Origin of the sequence: Mycolicibacterium hodleri (assembly GCF_025822245.1) — a bacterium.
Lineage (GTDB): Bacteria > Actinomycetota > Actinomycetes > Mycobacteriales > Mycobacteriaceae > Mycobacterium > Mycobacterium hodleri.
The window spans coordinates 48,074-65,358 of record NZ_JACKTL010000005.1 but is presented as its reverse complement, the minus strand read 5'-3'; the positions used below and the strand labels follow the sequence as shown (position 1 = coordinate 65,358).

Genomic DNA, 17,285 nt, shown 5'->3' with positions numbered 1-17,285 from the left:
AGGCAGCTTAGACGGGCAGCAGCTGGTCGATCACCGCGGCGAGCTGTTTGGCCGACCGGCACTCGTGCATGGGGATGACGCCCTCGTACCGCGGCACCGCCGAATCGCCGCTGCCCCACAGATGCTTGGGCTCGGGGTTCAGCCAGTGGGCGTGCCGGCTCGCGGTCACCATGTGCGTCAGCAGGTCGACCTCGGGATTGCGGTAGTTGTTGCGCCCGTCTCCGAGCACCAGCAGCGAGCTCCGCGGGGACAGCACGCTCGGATACTTGTCCAGGAACGAGACGAACGCGTGCCCGTAGTCGGAGTGACCGTCGCGGGTGAACACGCCGGCCTCCCGGGTGATGCGTTGCACGGCGACAGCCAGGTCGGAGTCGGGGCCGAACAGCTCGGTGACCTCGTCGGTGGTGTCGATGAACGCGAAGACGCGGACCCGGGAGAACTGCTGACGCAGCGCGTTGACCAGAAGCAGCGTGAAGTGACTGAAGCCGGCGACCGAGCCCGAGACGTCGCACAGCACCACGAGTTCCGGACGCGCGGGGCGCGGCTTCTTCAGCACGACCTCGATCGGAACGCCGCCGGTGGACATCGACTTGCGCAGCGTCTTGCGCAGATCGATCTGACCGGCCCTCGAGCGACGGCGACGGGCGGCCAGCCGGGACGCCAGGGTGCGGGCCAGCGGTGCGACCACGCGGCGCATCTCGCGCAGTTGCTCGCCGGAGGCCCGGAGGAATTCGACGTTCTCGGCGAGTTGGGGGATGCCGTAGGTCTGGACGTGTTGGCGCCCCAGTTGCTCGGCCGTGCGGCGTTTGGTCTCGGCCTCGACCATGCGGCGCAGCTGCGCGATGCGCTTGCCGGCCATCGCCTTGGCGATCTGCTCTTGGGTGGGGGTGGGCTCCTCGCCGTACGGTGCCAGCAGCCCGGCGAGCAGCTTGCCCTCCAACTCGTCGAGGGCCATGGCCTTGAGCGCCTGATAGGAGGAGTAAGACGGTCCCCGGCTTGAGCTGTACTTGCCGAACGCCTCGACGATCTGGGCGACCATCGCCGCCAACCGATCGTCGATCTTGCCCATGTCCTCGTTGCGGGCGAGCATCTCGACCAGCGCGGCCCGCATGGCCTCGGCGTCCTGGCTCGGCGCCGCGTCGGGAGCTTGGGCGTCGGACTCGTCGTCGGAGAGCACCGTGCGCGCACCGAGCGCCGCGGGGAACCACAGGTCGAACATCGCGTCGTAGGTGTTGCGGTGTTCCGGGCGTCGCAGCACGGCGCAGGCCAGCCCCTCGCGCAGCACCTCGCGGTCGCCGAGTCCGAGCACCGTCATCACCTGGCCCGCGTCGACCGTCTCCGACGGCCCAACGGCGATGCCGACGCCGCGCAACGCTTCGACGAACTCCACCAGGTGGCCGGGGAATCCGTGCGGCGCAAGGGGTTGCGGCGGGCTGGTGCGACGGACGGCCATCAGTTGAGCCTCAGCTCCCCGCTGGCCTTCACCTGGTCGGACTGATGCTTGAGCACCACCCCGAGGGTGGCGGCGATCATCTCGTCGTCGATGGTGTCCATGCCCAGCGCCAGGACGGTCCGCCCCCAGTCGATGGTCTCGGCGACCGACGGCACCTTCTTGAGCTGCATGTCGCGCAACACGCCGATGATCCGGACCAGTTCCTCGGCGACCTTCTCCGGAAGCTCGGGCACGCGCGACAGCAGGATCCGTCGCTCCAGGTCGGGCTTGGGAAAGTCGATGTGCAGGAAGAGGCATCGACGCTTGAGCGCCTCGGACAGTTCGCGGGTGGCGTTGGAGGTCAGCAGCACGAACGGCGTGCGAGTCGCGGTGATCGTGCCCAGTTCCGGCACGGTGACGGCGAAGTCGGACAGCACCTCGAGCAGCAAGCCCTCGATCTCGATGTCGGCCTTGTCGGTTTCGTCGATCAACAGCACCGTCGGATCGGTACGGCGGATGGCCGTCAGGAGTGGCCGCGAGAGCAGGAACTCCTCGCTGAACACGTCCATCTTGGTCTGGTCCCAGTCGTCGGACCCGGACTGGATCCGCAGGATCTGCTTCGCGTGGTTCCACTCGTAGAGCGCGCGGGCCTCGTCGACGCCCTCGTAGCACTGCAGCCGCACCAGACCCGACCCGGTGCACTGGGCAATCGCCCGGGCCAGCTCGGTCTTGCCGACGCCGGCGGGTCCCTCGACGAGCAGCGGCTTGCCCAGCCGGTCGGCGAGGAAGACCGCTGTGGCCGTGGCGGTGTCGGGCAGGTATCCGGTTTCGGCGAGCCGGTTGGCGACGTCGTCGATGTCGGTGAACAGCGGGGCAGAGCGAGCGGGGACGGTCACGTGATGGTTACTCCAGTGCTCGGAAGTCGGTTAGGTAGGCCGGATGTGGCCGTCGGCGGGCGAACCCCACACGATCCACTTCGTCGAGGTCAACTCCGACAGTCCCATCGGGCCCCTCGCATGCAGCTTCTGGGTGGAGATGCCGATCTCGGCGCCGAAGCCGAACTGTTCGCCGTCGGTGAAGGCCGTCGACGCGTTGACCATCACCGCGGCCGCGTCGACTCGGTCGGTGAAGCGTTGCGCCGCAGCGAGATCGGTCGTCACGATGGCCTCGGTGTGCCCCGTTCCGTACTCGTTGACGTGATCCACCGCCGCGTCGACCCCGTCCACGACGGCCACCGCGATGTCCATCGAGAGGAACTCGGCCCGCAGTTCCTCCTCGGTGGGGTCGAGGTGGACCGTGACGCCGGCGGCCTCGAGCGCGCCCACCAGCCGCGGCAGCGCGGTCGCCGCGACGGCCGAGTCGACCAGCAAGGTCTCGGCGGCGTTGCAGACGCTGGTGCGGCGGGTCTTGGAGTTCAGCACGATTCGTTCGGCGACGTCGAGGTCGGCCGCCTCGTGCACGAAGACGTGGCAGTTGCCGACACCCGTCTCGATGGTCGGCACGGTCGCGTCGCGCACCACGGCGTCGATGAGCCCCGCACCCCCACGCGGAATGACCACGTCGACGAGCCCGCGCGCCTGGATCAGATGGGTGACGCTGGCGCGATCGGCGCTGGGCAGCAGTTGGACGGCGTCCTCGGGCAATCCCTCACCGAGCAGGGCCATCTGCAGCGCGGAGACCAGCGCCGCGTTGGACTGCGCCGCCGACGAGCTGCCCCGCAGCAGCGCCGCGTTTCCCGACTTCAGCGTCAGCCCGAACGCGTCGACGGTGACGTTCGGTCGGCCCTCGTAGACCATGCCGACCACGCCGAGCGGCACGCGTTGCTGACGAATCTGAAGCCCATTGGCCAGGGTGCTGCCGCGGAGCACCTCGCCGACCGGGTCGGGTAGACCGGCGACCTGCCGAAGGCCCGACGCGATGCCCTCGACCCGCTGCGGGTTCAGGGCCAACCGGTCCAGCATCGACTCGGGTGTTCCCGACGCCCTGGCGGCCTCGACGTCGGCGGCGTTGGCGGCCAGCACTTCGTGCACGTGAGCCAGGACCGAGTCGGCCGCGGCGTGCAGGGCCCGATTCTTGGTCTCGGTGGTCAACGTGGCGAGGATGCGGGCGGCGACGCGCGCCCGCCGGGCGGCGTCGTGAATCTGGTCTCGCAGATTCGACGTTGGAGGAGCCTCAACGCTCATTAGTGCAGCTTATCGAGCCACGCCACGTTTTGCCTCGTCGGGTTACGGTGGGCGGCGTGGCGAGGGTATGCGTGGTGGGCAGTGTGAACCTCGACCAGTCGTTCACCGTCGGCACCCTGCCCGCGCCGGGCGAGACCGTCCTGGCGTCGTCGCTGTCGTCGGCATCCGGACCGAGCGGGCCGCGGCCATCGTGGTCGACGCCGGCGCGGAGAACACCATCGTCGTGGCGCCCGGTGCCAACGCCCACCTTTCCATGGCGTCGGCACACGCCAGGCAGACGGTCGCAGACGCCGAGGTCGTGCTGATGCAGCTGGAGATTCCCCTGGCCGTGGCGCTGGCCGCCGCCCGGGTGGGCCGGGAGGCGGGCGCCCTGGTGATCCTCAACGCCTCACCGGCGGGAGCCGACCCCGCCGAGCTCGCCGGGCTGGCCGAGGCGGTCGACGTCGTGGTCGTCAACGAGGTCGAGGCCGACGAATGGCATTGGCCCGTGGGTCATCTCGTCGTCACCCGCGGGGCGTCCGGAGCGAGCTACCGCGGCGGCGACACCGCATTCGACGTGGCGGCGCCGCCGGTCGAGCCGGTCGACACCACCGGGGCCGGTGACGTCTTCGCCGGAGTCCTTGCGGCCGAATGGCATCGGGGTCCCGAGGGCGCCATCCGCCGAGCGTGCGCCGCCGGGGCCCTGGCGACCCTGACGGCCGGGGCCGGGGACTGTGCGCCGTCCGCCGAAGCGGTGGACGACGTCCTCGCCGGGTGATTCAGCTCGTCGGTCTGAGCACGTCATGGGCGACGAACACGCTGTCGCCCGCCTCCATGTCCATGGCGTTCTGGTTCACCACGATCCGGCTCTTGCTGGGCGACATGACCGTCGAGAGCACGTGATGTGGCGCTGCCGCGGCGAACGCGACGCGGTTCATCCGGATCAGGGGTGAGCCGATGGCGGTGCCGAGCAACGAGGCGGTCCGGGGACCGGCGATCTCGGCGGTCATCTCGTGCTCCAGGCATTCCAGCGTCACCCCCGCATCGGTGATGAGGCGGTGCAACGGGGCCCGTGCCAACGACGACTCGGTGACCACCCCGGCAAGGTCGACGGGCAGCCACGCCTCGGTGACGAGCAGCGGCTCACCCGTGTCCCGCTCGCGGCGGACCCGCAACACGTAGAGGGCGTCGTCGCGGGAATCCCAGCGCGCCGCGACGGCGGGCGGCAGGGACCGCACACCGCACTCGATCACCTCGACGTCGGTCTCGGATTCGACCTCGCGCTCGGCCTCCAGGTGCGATCCGTCCGACGATGCCGGCCACGTGACGAAGGACCCGACGCCGTGGCGCCTGTCGACGAGTCCGGCGTCGGAGAGGTCCGCCAACGCACGTCGCACGGTGATCCGGGACACGCCGAACATGTCGCAGAGGGCCTGCTCGGTGGGGAGGGCCTCGCCCGAAGCCAGTGCTCCGCGGCTGATCTCGTCGTGAAGCACCAGGTAGAGCTGCCGGTGAAGCGGTACCCCCGCATCTGCACTGACACGCGCGGCGCCGTTGCAGGGTTCCTCCACAGCGGAGAGTTTTTCACACCGGCGACAGTTAGGCCTCCGGGACCTCGCGTGCGATCTCCTCGAGCCAGATCCGCGCCGACATGTCCGACGGGGCGCGCCAGTCACCGCGCGGCGAGAGCGCTCCGCCCGCGGACACCTTCGGCCCGTTGGGCAACGCCGAACGCTTGAATTGGCTAAACGAGTAGAACCGTTGGACGAACACCTCTAGCCAGTGCCGGATCTCGGACAGCGAGTACTCCGGCCGCTCGTCCATCGGGTAGCCAGTCGGCCACCGCCCGGCCTCGGCGTCGTGCCAGGCATGCCAGGCCAGGAAGGCGACCTTCGAGGGACTGAAGCCGTAGCGCAGCACCTGGAAGAGCGAGAAGTCCTGCAGGACATAGGGTCCCACCTTGGCTTCGCTGCTCTGAATCTCCTCGTCCTCACCGGCGGGTACCAGCTCGGGGGTGATCTCGGTCTCGACGACCGATTGCAAGACCGCGTTGACGTCGTCGGCGAACTGGCCCGAGGAGATGACCCAGCGAATCAGGTGCTGGATCAACGTCTTCGGCACACCGCCGTTGACGTTGTAGTGCGACATCTGGTCGCCGACGCCGTAGGTGGACCAACCGAGCGCGAGTTCGGACAGGTCGCCGGTGCCCAGCACGATGCCGCCGCGCTGGTTGGCCAACCGGAACAGATAATCGGTGCGCAGACCGGCCTGAACGTTCTCGAACGTGACGTCGTAGAGCTTCTCGCCACGGGAGAAGGGATGATCCATCTCGGTGAGCATCCGCGTCGCGGTGTCGCGAATGTCGATCTCCGCGAAGGTCACTCCGAGGGCCGCGCACAGCGCGATGGCGTTGCCCTTGGTGCGTTCCCCGGTGGCGAAGCCGGGCATGGTGAACGCCAGGATGTCGCTGCGCGGCCTGCGCTCGCGGTCCATGGCCCGGGCCGCGACGATCAGTGCGTGGGTCGAGTCGAGGCCGCCGGACACCCCGATCACCAGTTTCGGGTAACCCAGCGCCCGCATCCGCTGTTCGAGACCCGACACCTGGATGCTGTAGGCCTCGTAGCAATCGCGTTGCAGGCGTTCGGGATCCGAAGGCACGAAGGGGAAGCGCTCGACGGCTCGCCGTAGCCCGATGTCGCCGGCGGGTGGGTCGAGGACGAACTCGACGTGGCGAAACGCATCGGTGCGGTCGGCGTGGTGGCGCCGGTTGTCGTCGAACGTTCCCATCCGCAGTCGCTCGGCGCGCAGCAGTCCGGTGTCCACGTCGGCGACGGACCTGCGTTCCCCCTTGGGGAAGCGTTCGGTCTCGGCGAGCAGCACGCCGTTCTCGTAGATCATCGTCTGGCCGTCCCAGGCCAGGTCGGTCGTCGACTCGCCCTCACCGGCCGCGGCGTAGACGTAGGCGGCCAGGCAGCGCGAGGATGCCGACTGCGCCAACAACTTCCGGTCGTCGGCGCGGCCGATGGTGATGGGGCTGCCCGAGAGGTTGGCGAGCACGGTCGCGCCCGCCAACGCCGCCTCGGCGCTGGGCGGCACCGGGACCCACATGTCCTCGCAGATCTCCACGTGCAGAACGAAACTCGGAAGGTCGGTCGCGGTGAACAGCAGGTCCGGGCCAAACGGCACCTCGGTGCCGCCGAGGCGGATGACACCGCCCTGATCGTCGCCGGGTGCGATCTGTCGGCGTTCGTAGAACTCGCGATAGGTCGGCAGATAGGACTTCGGTACGACGCCGAGCACCGTCCCGCGGTGGATGACGACCGCGGTGTTGTAGATCCGGTTCCGGTGGCGCAGCGGCGCCCCGACCACCAGCACCGGCAGCAGATCCGCCGAGGCCGCCACCACCTGGTCGACGGCCACCTCGACGGCGTCGAGCAGGGTGTCCTGCAGGACGATGTCCTCGATCGAATACCCGGACAGCGTCAGTTCGGGAAAGAGCGCCAGCCCCACCCCCTCGGCGTGGCATTCGCGGGCCACGTTCAGCACCGATTCGGCGTTGGCCGACGGGTCGGCCAAGGCGGTGTGATGGGTACACGCGGCCACTCGCACGTAGTCGTGCCGGTAGGCGGAGTAGAAGTCCACGCCCCGATCATCCCAGGTACGCCGTGGGCCGCCTACCCTGGACGGTGATGAACGGTCACACCGCGCCCGATCTGGTCTCGCTGCTTGCCGGTCGGCGCTTCGCCGTCCTCACCGGGGCCGGGTTGTCGACCGACTCCGGCATCCCCGACTACCGCGGCCCGGATTCGCCGCCGAGCAATCCGATGACGATCCGCCAGTTCACCTCGGACCCGGTGTTCCGGCAGCGGTACTGGGCGCGAAACCACGTCGGGTGGCGGCACATGGACGACACCCTGCCGAACGCCGGGCACCGCGCGCTCGCCGCGCTGGAGCGCGCCGGAGTCGCCACTGGCGTGATCACCCAGAACGTCGACCTGCTGCACACCAAGGCCGGCAGCGAGAACGTCGTCAACCTGCACGGCACGTATGCCCAGGTGGTGTGTCTCGGGTGCGGCTTCACCCTGACGCGCGCGCAGCTGGCCGACGAACTGGAGGCGCTCAACCCCGGCTTCGTCGAACGCGCCGAGGCGGTCGGCGGCATCGCCGTGGCCCCCGACGCCGACGCGATGGTCGAGGAGACGTCGTCGTTCCGGTACGTCGACTGTCCGCGCTGCGGCGGAATGCTCAAACCCGACATCGTCTACTTCGGCGAGAGCGTTCCGAAGGACCGTGTGGCACAGGCATATTCGATGGTCGACGCCGCCGACGCCCTTCTCGTCGCGGGCTCGTCGTTGACGGTGTTCTCGGGGCTGCGCTTCGTGCGGCACGCCGCCGCGGCCGGCAAGCCCGTCGCGATCATCAATCGCGGGGTCACGCGCGGTGACGAGTTCGCCGCGGTCAAGCTCGACGCGGGATGTTCCGAGCTGCTGGTCCTCCTCGTCGACGAGCTCTCGCCGATCCCGGCTCCCTAGAAGGTCACCGGCAGCGAGCGCACGCCGTGGACGAAGTTGCCCGCGACGTAGGACGGCTCGCCCGCCGAGATGCCGGGCAGCTGGGTCAGCAGTTCGCCGAACAGTGCCCGCAGCTGGGCCCTGGCCACGTGTGCGCCCAGGCAGAAGTGGCGACCGCCGCCACCAAAGCCGAGGTGCGGGTTGGGTTTACGCGAGAGGTCGAAACGACCGGGCTCGTCGAAGGCCGCGTCGTCGAAGTTGCCCGACGCGTAGAACATGACGACCTTCTCCCCCGCGGCGACGTCCTGGCCACCGGGGCGGCAGTCGACGGCAGCCGTGCGGCGGAACGTCATCACCGGCGTCGCCCACCGCACGAACTCCTCGACGGCACCGCCGATGCGGTCGTCGAAGTCGGCCGTCAGCCAGGCGCGCTGGTCGTCGAAGTCGGTCAGCGCCTTCATGGCATGGCTGGCCGTCTGCCGGGTGGTGTCGTTTCCCGCGACGGCCAGCAGCACGAAGAATGCGGCGATCTCCGCGTCGGTGAGCCGGTCCCCGTCGACTTCGGCCTGCACCAGCGCGCTGATCAGATCGTCGCCGGGGTGGTCTCGCCGGTCGGCGGCGAGCGCGCCGCACACCTGATGCAGGTACATCTGGCTTCCGATCAGCACCTCCAACGGGTTTCGGCCGTTGAGGTACAGCGGGTCGCCCCACGACACCATGGCGTCCGCGGCGTCGGCCACCTGCAGTCGTTCGGATTGCGGGATGCCGACCATGTCCGACAGCGTGCGGATCGGTAGTTCCTTGGCGCAGAGGTCGACGAAGTCGGCGCCGGTGCCCGCCTCCCGCAACTCCGCGACGATGTCGGATGCGTTGGCCTTGATCGAGTCCTCGATGCGGCGCACCTGCCGCGGCGTGAACGCGGCGTGCACCACCTTGCGAATCTTGGTGTGCCGCGGCGCATCCATGGCCAAGAACGACTGCGAGGCCTCGAGCAGCTCCTCGGGCACGTTCTCGAACAGCACGCCCTTGCCGGACAGGAACGTCTCGCTGTCCCTGCTGACGGTGACGATGTCGGCGTGCCGGGTGACCGCCCAGTAGCCGCGGTCCTCGGGGTCGTGCATCAGCGCGTCCTCGACGGGCGGGTGCCAGCTGACCGGCCGGTCGCGGCGCAGTTCGGCGAAGGCTGTCTCGCGGTCGGCGGCGGTGGTGGACCAGAACGCCTTGGAGGAGAGGTCGATCGGGTCGTACGGGCGAGCCGTAGTCGGTGTGAGCGGCGACACAGTCATGGCGCTGACGATAGGTCTAGACAGTGTGTCTAGTCAAGATGTGCGCGTGCGGTCTACGCTGCCTGCATGCCGTCAGTGACCCGGAAGCCGCAGGCCGGCCGGCAGGAACGGCGCGGGCAGATCGAGCGCAAGCTGCTCGACGCCACCGAACGGCTGATGGCCGACGGCGCCAGCTTCACCGAGCTCAGCGTCGACCGATTGGCCACCGAGGCCGGCATCTCACGCGCCAGCTTCTACATCTACTTCGAGGACAAGGGCCATCTGCTGCGCCGGTTGGCGGGGCAGGTGTTCGACGACCTCGCCACCGCCGCCGAGCGGTGGTGGAGCGTGTCGCGGCGTCGCGACCCCGCCGACGTGCTGGCCGCGATGACGGCCCTGGTGGCCACCTACCGGCGCCATCAGCCGTTGTTGGTGGCGCTCAACGAGATGGCGGGGTACGACGCCGCAGTGGGCGCCACGTACCGGGAGATCCTCGCCGCGATCGCCGCGCGTCTGGCGACCGTCATCACCGAGGGACAGGACGACGGCTACATTCGCCGGGAGTTGTCGGCGCAGACGGCGGCCACCGGTCTGACCTGGATGGTCGAGCGCACCTGTCAGCAGAGCTTGCCAGGGGCCCCGGAGTCCGGCGACGGCGAGCTGGCCGCCACCCTGACCCAGATCATCTGGGGCGCACTGTATCTCGAGGCGCCCTAGACCGCGACCAGGTCGTCGGCGTGCACTGCGGGACGGCGCATGTCGGCGGGCAGGTCCGTCGTCGACCGGCCGACCATGGTGCTCAGTTCCGCGGCGTCGTAGGCGACGACGCCGCGTGCTACCACCGTGCCGTCGAGACTGCGGAGCTCGACCACGTCGCCCCCGTGGAAACGGCCCGACACCTCGGTGATGCCCGCAGGCAGCAGCGACCGCCGATGCTCGACCACGGCCCGCACCGCGCCGTCGTCGAGCATCAGCGCGCCCGTCGACTCGGCGGCGTACCGCACCCAGAACCGGCGCGACGACATGCGTTCGGGGCGTGGCGCGAAGACCGTCCCCACCGATGCCTCCGACAGTGCCGCACCCGCATCGGCGGCCGCGGCCAACAGCACCGGCACCCCCGCGTCGGCCGCCAGCAGCGCCGAGGACAGCTTGGACGCCATGCCACCGGTGCCGAGACTGCTTCCACCGCCGGCGATGACGCCGTCGAGATCGTCCGCCCCGGCCACCTCGGAGATGAAGCGGGCGTTGCCCTTTCGCGGGTCCGAGTCGTAGAGGCCGTCGATGTCCGACAGCAGGATCAGCGCGTCGGCACCGACGAGATGGGCCACCAGCGCGGAGAGCCGGTCGTTGTCGCCGAAGCGGATCTCGTTGGTGGCGACGGTGTCGTTCTCGTTGACGATGGCCACCGCGTGCAAGGCGCGCAGCCGATCCAAGGTGCGCTGAGCGTTGGTGTGCTGCACGCGCATCGCGATGTCATGGGCGCTCACCAGCACCTGCCCCACGGTGCGGTCGTAGCGGCCGAAGGCGGCGCTCCACGCGTTGACCAGGGCCACCTGCCCGACGCTCGCCGCGGCCTGCTTGGTGGCGAGGTCGGTCGGGCGCCGCGACAGCCCCAGCGGCTCGATACCGGCCGCGATCGCGCCCGACGACACGATCACCACGTCGGAGCCGGCCTTCATCCGCGCTTGAATCGCGTCGGCCAATGACGCCAGCCGGCTCGCGTCGAACATGCCCTTCGGCGTCGTCAACGCCGTCGTGCCGATCTTGACGACCACGCTGCGGGCCGTCCGGATGGCGTCGCGGTGCGCGCCGGTCACGACTGCTCGTCGTACTGGCGACTTTCCCGTCGCTGCTTGCGGGCGATCTTGCGCTCGTCGGCGCGAACCCGGTCGTCCTGTTCGAGTCTGAGGTCGGTGCCACGCCCCGACATGGTGACCTCCACGCCGGCAGGCGTCTGCGGCTCCCAGTCGAAGGTCATGTCGCCGATGGTGACGGCGCACCCCGACGTGGCGCCCTGCTTGAGCAACTCGTCCTCGACGCCCAGGCGGGCCAGTCGGTCACCCAGGTAGCCGACGGCCTCGTCGTTGGTGAAGTCGGTCTGGGCGATCCACCGCTCGGGGCGCGTGCCGCGCACCACGAAGCCGCCCTCGCCGTCGGGGGTGACGGTGAAGCCACTCTCGTTGACCGGAATGGGCCGGATGACGGGGCGCCGCGGCGCCACCACCGGCTGCGCCGCGCGATACGACGCCACCATCTCCCAGAGGGCGAAGGTCAACGGCCGCAAGCCGTCTCGCGTCACGGTGGAGACCTCGAAGACGGGCCAGCCGTACTTGGCGGCGACCTCCTCGCGGACGAAGTCGGCCAGTTCCCGGGCGTCGGGCACGTCGATCTTGTTCAGCACCACCGCGCGGGGACGCTCGGCGAGGTCGCCCAGCGAGGAGTCGCCCTGCAGCGTCGGGGTGTATGCGGTGAGTTCGGCTTCGAGCGCGTCGATGTCGGAGACCGGATCGCGGCCGGGTTCCATCGTGGCGCAGTCGACGACGTGCACGAGCACCGCGCAGCGTTCGATGTGCCGCAGGAAGTCCAGTCCGAGACCGCGGCCGTCGGAGGCGCCTGGGATCAGGCCGGGGACGTCGGCGACGGTGAATGTGTGCTCCCCCGCCGACACGACGCCGAGGTTGGGCACCAGAGTGGTGAACGGGTAGTCGGCGATCTTCGGCTTCGCCGCCGAGATGACCGACACCAGCGAGGACTTGCCCGCGGACGGAAAGCCGACCAGGCCGACGTCGGCCACGGTCTTCAGTTCGAGGGTGAGATCGCGGGCTTGACCCTTCTCGCCCAGTAGCGCGAAGCCGGGTGCCCGGCGCGCCTTCGACGACAGTGCCGCGTTTCCGAGTCCGCCTCGGCCGCCGACCGCAGCCTCGAACCGGGTGCCCTCACCGGTGAGGTCGGCCAGCATCCGGCCGTCCTCGTCGACGACGACGGTGCCGTCCGGGACACGGAGCTCTAGATCTTCGCCAGCCGCGCCATCGCGGTTGTTGCCCATGCCCTGCTTGCCGGACGGGGCGTCCACGTGCGGGTGGAAGTGGAAGTCGAGCAGCGTGTGCACCTGCGGGTCGACGACGAACACGATGCTGCCACCGTTGCCGCCGTTGCCGCCGTCGGGACCCCCGAGGGGCTTGAACTTCTCGCGGTGTACCGAGGCGCAGCCTCTACCGCCGTTGCCTGCTCGCGCGTGAATGACCACGCGGTCGACGAAACGGGGCATGAGAGGTCCTTTCCATGACGAAATCTACGTTTTGCTTCCCTTGCGCGAGAGCCGAGCTGCAAAACGTCGATCTCGACTCGGAGTTAAACCTCCGCGCGGACGGTGCGAACGATGTTCACGGTCTTGCGGCCGCGCTTCTCACCGAACTCCACGGCGCCGGGGGCGGTGGCGAACAGGGTGTCGTCGCCGCCACGGCCGACGTTGACGCCGGGGTGGAAGTGGGTGCCGCGCTGACGCACGATGATCTCGCCCGCCTTGACGACCTGGCCACCAAAACGCTTGACGCCGAGGCGCTGTGAATTGGAGTCGCGACCGTTGCGGGAGCTGGAAGCGCCCTTCTTGTGTGCCATTTAGTTCGCTCCCCTACTACTTGATGCCCGTGACCTTGACGACCGTCAGCTTCTGACGGTGGCCCTGGCGCTTGTGGTAACCGGTCTTGTTCTTGAACTTGTGGATGCGGATCTTCGGACCCTTGGTGTGCTCGAGCACCTCTGCGGTAACGGCGACCTTCTCCAGGTCCTTCGCGGCGGTGGTGACGTTCGCACCGTCGACGACGAGCGCCACCGGCAGCGAGACGGAATCGCCGGCTTCGAGCTCCAGCTTCTCCACCTTGACTATGTCACCGACCGCGACCTTGTACTGCTTGCCGCCGGTCTTGACGATTGCGTAGGTCGCCATCGTTTGCGTCATCCTCATCTTCGCTTGCGGGCGCGCGCCACCCGAGGGCTGCGTGCGCGGGTCTTGGGTGCGGGGGTCATAAGCCCCGCGTGTCGCGGGCTCAGTCGTTACCGAGCCTGCAGACAACTGTGCAAGGGTACGTGACCAGCAGGTAAAGGGTCAAACCGCGCCCCGGCCTGCGACGCCTCCGACGTCATGACACCGGCGGACCTGCAGGGCGGGCGGCCGCGCGCCGACGCCGGGGCCGACCGGTCACCGCGACGACGGGCTCGTCGTCCTCCTCGTCGGAGTCGTCGTCGGAATCCTCGTCGTCCGAATCGTCGTCGTCATCCTCGTCGGAGTCGTCGTCATCCTCGTCGTCCTCGGAGTCGTCCTCGTCGGAGACCAAGTCGTCGTCGATGACTTCGATGTCGTCGTCGTCCTCGTCATCCTCGTCGTCGTCCTCGTCGTCGAGGTCGTCCTCGGAATCCTCGGCCAACACCTCCTCGACGGGCTCGGTCGCGGCAAGGTCCTCGGATCCCTCGACCACGGTGTCCTCGGCGTCGTCGGGAACACCGTCGCCGTCCTCGTCGTCGCCGTCCTCGCGGCCGGTGGCCGCGGCCATGGCGCGGAACATCGGATGCTCACCCGCGGCGTGCACGGGAACCTTGGCGACCTGAACCTCTTCTTCGGTCCGGCCACCCTTCTTGCCGCGCTTGCTGCGCCGCCCGGTCCCCGGCTCGCTCTTGCGGCCGGCGGCCGATCCGGAGTCGACGGGATCGCCGTGCAGCATGATGCCGCGCCCGGCGCAGTGTGAACAGGTCGTCGAGAACGCCTCGATGAGCCCGGTGCCCAACTTCTTTCGGGTCAGCTGCACCAACCCCAGCGACGTCACCTCGGACACCTGGTGGCGGGTGCGATCGCGCGCCAGCGCCTCGGTCAGCCGGCGGAGCACCAAGTCGCGGTTGGACTCCAGGACCATGTCGATGAAGTCGATGACGATGATGCCGCCGATGTCGCGCAACCGAAGCTGCCGGACGGTCTCCTCCGCGGCTTCGAGGTTGTTGCGGGTGACGGTCTGCTCGAGGTTGCCGCCCGAGCCGGTGAACTTTCCGGTGTTGACGTCGACCACGGTCATGGCCTCGGTGCGGTCGATGACCAGCGTGCCGCCGGACGGCAGCCAGACCTTGCGGTCCATCGCCTTGGTCAGCTGCTCGTCGATGCGGTGCACCGCGAACACGTCGGGACCGCCGGAGGCCGCCGGCTCGTACTTGGTCATGCGGGTGAGCAGTTCGGGTGCGACCGAGGTCACGTACTCGCTGATGGTGTTCCAGGCGTCGTCACCGGAGACGACGAGTCCGCTGAAGTCCTCGTTGAACAGGTCGCGGATGACCTTGACCAGCACGTCGGGCTCTTCGTACAGCGCCACCGCGGCGCCGGCCGCCTTGCCGGTGACCTCCGTGGCCTTGGCCTCGACCTGGGCCCACCGCTCCTGCAGGCGGTTGACGTCGGTGCGGATGTCCTCTTCCTTGACGCCCTCCGAGGCGGTGCGGATGATCACGCCCGCGTCGGACGGGACGACCTCGCGAAGGATCTCCTTCAACCGCTGACGTTCGGTGTCGGGCAGCTTGCGGCTGATGCCGGTGGACGAGGCGCCTGGCACGTACACCAGGTAGCGGCCGGCGAGGGAGATCTGCGTGGTCAGCCGGGCGCCCTTGTGCCCGACCGGATCCTTGCTGACCTGCACGACGACGTAGTCGCCCGGCTTGAGGGCCTGCTCGATCTTGCGTTGGGCGCCGCCGAGGCCGGCTGCCTCCCAGTTGACCTCGCCGGCGTAGAGGACGCCGTTGCGGCCGCGGCCGATGTCGACGAAGGCCGCCTCCATCGACGGCAGCACGTTCTGGACGATGCCGAGGTAGATGTTGCCGACCAGGGACACCTGCGCGGCCGAGGTCACGAAGTGCTCGACGACGACGCCGTCCTCCATGACCGCGATCTGGGTGTAGCGGGCCCCTTCGTGCGGCGGTTCGCTGCGCACCTTGTCGCGCACGACCATGACCCGCTCGACGGCCTCGCGACGGGCCAGGAACTCGGCCTCGCTCAGGATCGGGGGGCGGCGACGGCCGGCGTCGCGGCCGTCGCGGCGGCGCTGACGCTTGGCCTCCAGGCGCGTCGAACCCGCGATGCCCTGGATCTCGCCGTCTCCGGAGGACTTGGTGGAGGCCTTCGCGGCGCGCGGTTGACGTTCGTGGACGACGGTGTTGGGCGGGTCGTCGGCCGACGTGGCGTCGTCGCCGTCGGAATCTCCGGCCCCACCACCGGTCTTGCGGCGGCGGCGGCGCCTGCGGCGACGGTTGGCTCCGTCGGCGCCGGTGCTGTCGTCGTCGCCACCCTCGTCGTCGGCTCCTTCGTCGTCCGAGCCGTCGTCGTCGGAACCGTCGTCGGAGTCGCTCTGGTCGTCGGCGCCGTCCCGGCCGTCTCCGTCACCGGGGCCGTCGGCGTCGTCGCTCTGTTCGCCACGCCCGCGACCGCGACCACGACGGCCACGGCGGCGGCGCTTGTTGGCGGGGCGGTCGTCCTGCTCGTCGTCGGAGTCGTCCGACGCGTCGTCCTCGTCCTCGTCGTCCTCGTCCAGGTCGTCGTCGGGCACCACCACGGCGCGGGGTGGCACGAAGGCGATGGGCTGGGGCGCGACGAACAGCGGCATGTACGCCGCAGGCGCGGTGTTCGGGGGCAGGGGCTCCGGCACGGGCGGCGGCTCGGGCTCGACCTCGAGGGCCTGCGCCGATGGCGCGGTACGCGGGGCAACCGGCTCGACGAAGACGTCGGCGGGATCGAGGCTCAGCTGTGCTGGCGCTTCCTCGTCTCGCTGAGTCTCTCCGGGTAGCTCGAATGGGGCGGCAAAATCACGGTCAGCCACGTACTCTCCTCAAGCCCCCGGGCGCGTCGTGCTGACGCGGCCACGCGAGGGCTTCCGCTATGGACCCGTGGAACTCTTCCCGGGCTTGTCATGGTCTCGCTCCGAGCAGTTCGTGAGAACCCTCAGTGCCTGGCTGAATGATGGCTGGACTTCGCGCCGCACTCGGAACACGTCCCAGGTGGTCGCGCTCGTCCAATCTTCATCCGGGTTTCCTGCTCCGTTATGAAGCAGGTCACCCTCGGCCAGTATCCCACATCGCGGCGCCGACTCCGACGAGGTGCCGTTCCAAGCCCGGTCGACAGCTAACGACCGGGGAACCAGAGCTCGATCTCGCGGGCCGCGGAGTCCGGCGAATCGGAGCCGTGGACGAGGTTGTCCTGCGTGACCAAGGCCAGGTCACCGCGGATGGTGCCGGGGGCGGCCTTCTCAACGGGGTCGGTGCCGCCGGCAATCTGACGGAAGGCGGCGATGGCCCGCGGGCCCTCGACGATCACGGCCACGACGGGCCCGGAGGTGATGAATTCCAGCAGCGACGGGAAGAACGGCTTGCCCTCGTGCTCGGCGTAGTGCTGCCGGGCCAGGTCCTCGCTGACGTTCTTGAGTTCCAGGGCCGCAATGGTCAGGCCCTTGCGCTCGATTCGGCCGAGAATTTCCCCGACCAGGAGGCGCTTCACGCCGTCGGGCTTAACGAGTACCAGCGTCCGCTCAGTCACGGCGAGGAAGCCTACCCGTCAGGTAGGTGGGGGCTGTTGACCGGGCAGCAGGCCACGGTCCTGACGCCGCTTGACCTCGGCGCGCAGGTAGGCGATCAGCAACCACACTGCGGCGAAGACCACGCCGATGAAGCAGATGGCGGGGTGGATGACGACGCCGGCGATCAGCACCACCTGCACGGCGAGGTTTGCCTTCAGCGCCCATGGCTTGCCCTGCACGCCGGCCAGCAGGATCAGGATGCCGGTGACGCCGAGGATGAAGCCGCCGCTGACCCACGTCAGCCCACCGTGGGAATACGAAACCACCGGCAGCGCAAGGAGAACGACGATGACCTCAAGGATCAGCGTGCCCGCCAT

15 protein-coding genes and 1 pseudogene are annotated in these 17,285 nt (G+C 69.2%); 3 read left to right on the top strand and 13 right to left on the bottom strand.

Translation table 11 applies throughout. The annotated features are described in order from the left end of the window. Nucleotides 1-7: 7 nt before the first annotated feature. From H7J06_RS00660 to H7J06_RS00650, 3 genes are read right to left on the bottom strand one after another with little or no spacing between them, the layout of a single operon-like run. Nucleotides 8-1,453, bottom strand: a complete 1,446-nt coding sequence (locus tag H7J06_RS00660) for a vWA domain-containing protein (RefSeq protein ID WP_264036052.1) — start codon at nucleotides 1,451-1,453, stop codon at nucleotides 8-10. Continuing rightward, on the bottom strand, nucleotides 1,453-2,328 hold the full coding sequence (locus H7J06_RS00655; RefSeq protein WP_264036050.1) for an AAA family ATPase: 876 nt from the start codon (nucleotides 2,326-2,328) through the stop codon (nucleotides 1,453-1,455). The genes H7J06_RS00660 and H7J06_RS00655 overlap by 1 nt, the downstream gene beginning before the upstream one ends. 30 nt (nucleotides 2,329-2,358) lie before the next feature. Beyond that, nucleotides 2,359-3,615, bottom strand: a complete 1,257-nt coding sequence (locus H7J06_RS00650) for a glutamate-5-semialdehyde dehydrogenase (RefSeq protein ID WP_264036048.1) — start codon at nucleotides 3,613-3,615, stop codon at nucleotides 2,359-2,361. Between the two features lie 56 nt (nucleotides 3,616-3,671). Between H7J06_RS00650 and H7J06_RS00645 the strand changes: the two are divergent. After that, nucleotides 3,672-4,372 (top strand): annotated as a pseudogene (locus tag H7J06_RS00645) (PfkB family carbohydrate kinase). A gap of 1 nt (nucleotide 4,373) precedes the next feature. Here the strand turns inward: H7J06_RS00645 and H7J06_RS00640 are convergent. Next, nucleotides 4,374-5,165: a GntR family transcriptional regulator gene (locus tag H7J06_RS00640; RefSeq protein WP_264036047.1), complete on the bottom strand. Its 792-nt coding sequence runs from the start codon at nucleotides 5,163-5,165 to the stop codon at nucleotides 4,374-4,376. A gap of 28 nt (nucleotides 5,166-5,193) precedes the next feature. Then, nucleotides 5,194-7,236, bottom strand: coding sequence for an NAD(+) synthase (locus H7J06_RS00635; RefSeq protein ID WP_264036045.1), 2,043 nt, complete (start codon nucleotides 7,234-7,236; stop codon nucleotides 5,194-5,196). Between the two features lie 47 nt (nucleotides 7,237-7,283). Between H7J06_RS00635 and H7J06_RS00630 the strand changes: the two genes are divergently transcribed. Continuing rightward, complete coding sequence (locus H7J06_RS00630) at nucleotides 7,284-8,126, top strand: SIR2 family NAD-dependent protein deacylase (protein WP_264036043.1); 843 nt, start codon at nucleotides 7,284-7,286, stop codon at nucleotides 8,124-8,126. On the opposite strand, the gene H7J06_RS00625 is transcribed toward H7J06_RS00630, so the two are convergent. Continuing rightward, on the bottom strand, nucleotides 8,123-9,391 hold the full coding sequence (locus tag H7J06_RS00625; protein ID WP_264036041.1) for a cytochrome P450: 1,269 nt from the start codon (nucleotides 9,389-9,391) through the stop codon (nucleotides 8,123-8,125). The genes H7J06_RS00630 and H7J06_RS00625 overlap by 4 nt on opposite strands. Before the next feature lie 66 nt (nucleotides 9,392-9,457). On the opposite strand from H7J06_RS00625, the gene H7J06_RS00620 reads away from it, so the two are divergent. Continuing rightward, the gene (locus tag H7J06_RS00620; RefSeq protein ID WP_264036039.1) at nucleotides 9,458-10,087 is read left to right on the top strand and encodes a TetR/AcrR family transcriptional regulator; all 630 of its coding nucleotides are present in this window, start codon (nucleotides 9,458-9,460) and stop codon (nucleotides 10,085-10,087) included. Here the strand turns inward: H7J06_RS00620 and proB are convergent. The 7 genes from proB to H7J06_RS00585 form a co-directional block, all read right to left on the bottom strand. Beyond that, nucleotides 10,084-11,187, bottom strand: coding sequence for a glutamate 5-kinase (gene proB, locus H7J06_RS00615; RefSeq protein ID WP_264036037.1), 1,104 nt, complete (start codon nucleotides 11,185-11,187; stop codon nucleotides 10,084-10,086). The genes H7J06_RS00620 and proB overlap by 4 nt on opposite strands. Next, a complete protein-coding gene (gene obgE, locus H7J06_RS00610; RefSeq protein ID WP_264036035.1) occupies nucleotides 11,184-12,638 on the bottom strand; it encodes a GTPase ObgE in 1,455 nt (484 codons plus the stop codon). The genes proB and obgE overlap by 4 nt, the downstream gene beginning before the upstream one ends. Before the next feature lie 83 nt (nucleotides 12,639-12,721). Continuing rightward, a complete protein-coding gene (rpmA, locus tag H7J06_RS00605) occupies nucleotides 12,722-12,988 on the bottom strand; it encodes a 50S ribosomal protein L27 (RefSeq protein WP_149482550.1) in 267 nt (88 codons plus the stop codon). Between the two features lie 16 nt (nucleotides 12,989-13,004). Continuing rightward, on the bottom strand, nucleotides 13,005-13,316 hold the full coding sequence (gene rplU / locus H7J06_RS00600; RefSeq protein ID WP_264036031.1) for a 50S ribosomal protein L21: 312 nt from the start codon (nucleotides 13,314-13,316) through the stop codon (nucleotides 13,005-13,007). Nucleotides 13,317-13,509: 193 nt separating this feature from the next. Continuing rightward, nucleotides 13,510-16,215 carry a ribonuclease E gene (gene rne / locus H7J06_RS00595; RefSeq protein WP_264036029.1) on the bottom strand — a complete coding sequence of 902 codons (2,706 nt, stop codon included), beginning with the start codon at nucleotides 16,213-16,215 and terminating at the stop codon, nucleotides 13,510-13,512. A gap of 302 nt (nucleotides 16,216-16,517) precedes the next feature. Continuing rightward, on the bottom strand, nucleotides 16,518-16,928 hold the full coding sequence (ndk, locus tag H7J06_RS00590; protein ID WP_264036027.1) for a nucleoside-diphosphate kinase: 411 nt from the start codon (nucleotides 16,926-16,928) through the stop codon (nucleotides 16,518-16,520). 18 nt (nucleotides 16,929-16,946) lie between these two features. Beyond that, nucleotides 16,947-17,285, bottom strand: coding sequence for a DUF4233 domain-containing protein (locus H7J06_RS00585; RefSeq protein ID WP_264036187.1), 339 nt, complete (start codon nucleotides 17,283-17,285; stop codon nucleotides 16,947-16,949).

Bases quoted from the DNA above. Each gene is read 5' to 3' on its own strand.
- H7J06_RS00620 (WP_264036039.1), top strand. From the start codon at position 9,458: ATGCCGTCAGTGACCCGGAAGCCGCAGGCCGGCCGGCAGGAACGGCGC.
- obgE (WP_264036035.1), bottom strand. From the start codon at position 12,638: ATGCCCCGTTTCGTCGACCGCGTGGTCATTCACGCGCGAGCAGGCAAC.
- H7J06_RS00650 (WP_264036048.1), bottom strand. From the start codon at position 3,615: ATGAGCGTTGAGGCTCCTCCAACGTCGAATCTGCGAGACCAGATTCAC.
- H7J06_RS00660 (WP_264036052.1), bottom strand. From the start codon at position 1,453: ATGGCCGTCCGTCGCACCAGCCCGCCGCAACCCCTTGCGCCGCACGGA.
- H7J06_RS00625 (WP_264036041.1), bottom strand. From the start codon at position 9,391: ATGACTGTGTCGCCGCTCACACCGACTACGGCTCGCCCGTACGACCCG.
- rplU (WP_264036031.1), bottom strand. From the start codon at position 13,316: ATGGCGACCTACGCAATCGTCAAGACCGGCGGCAAGCAGTACAAGGTC.
- H7J06_RS00630 (WP_264036043.1), top strand. From the start codon at position 7,284: ATGAACGGTCACACCGCGCCCGATCTGGTCTCGCTGCTTGCCGGTCGG.
- H7J06_RS00585 (WP_264036187.1), bottom strand. From the start codon at position 17,285: ATGGCGGGCACGCTGATCCTTGAGGTCATCGTCGTTCTCCTTGCGCTG.
- rpmA (WP_149482550.1), bottom strand. From the start codon at position 12,988: ATGGCACACAAGAAGGGCGCTTCCAGCTCCCGCAACGGTCGCGACTCC.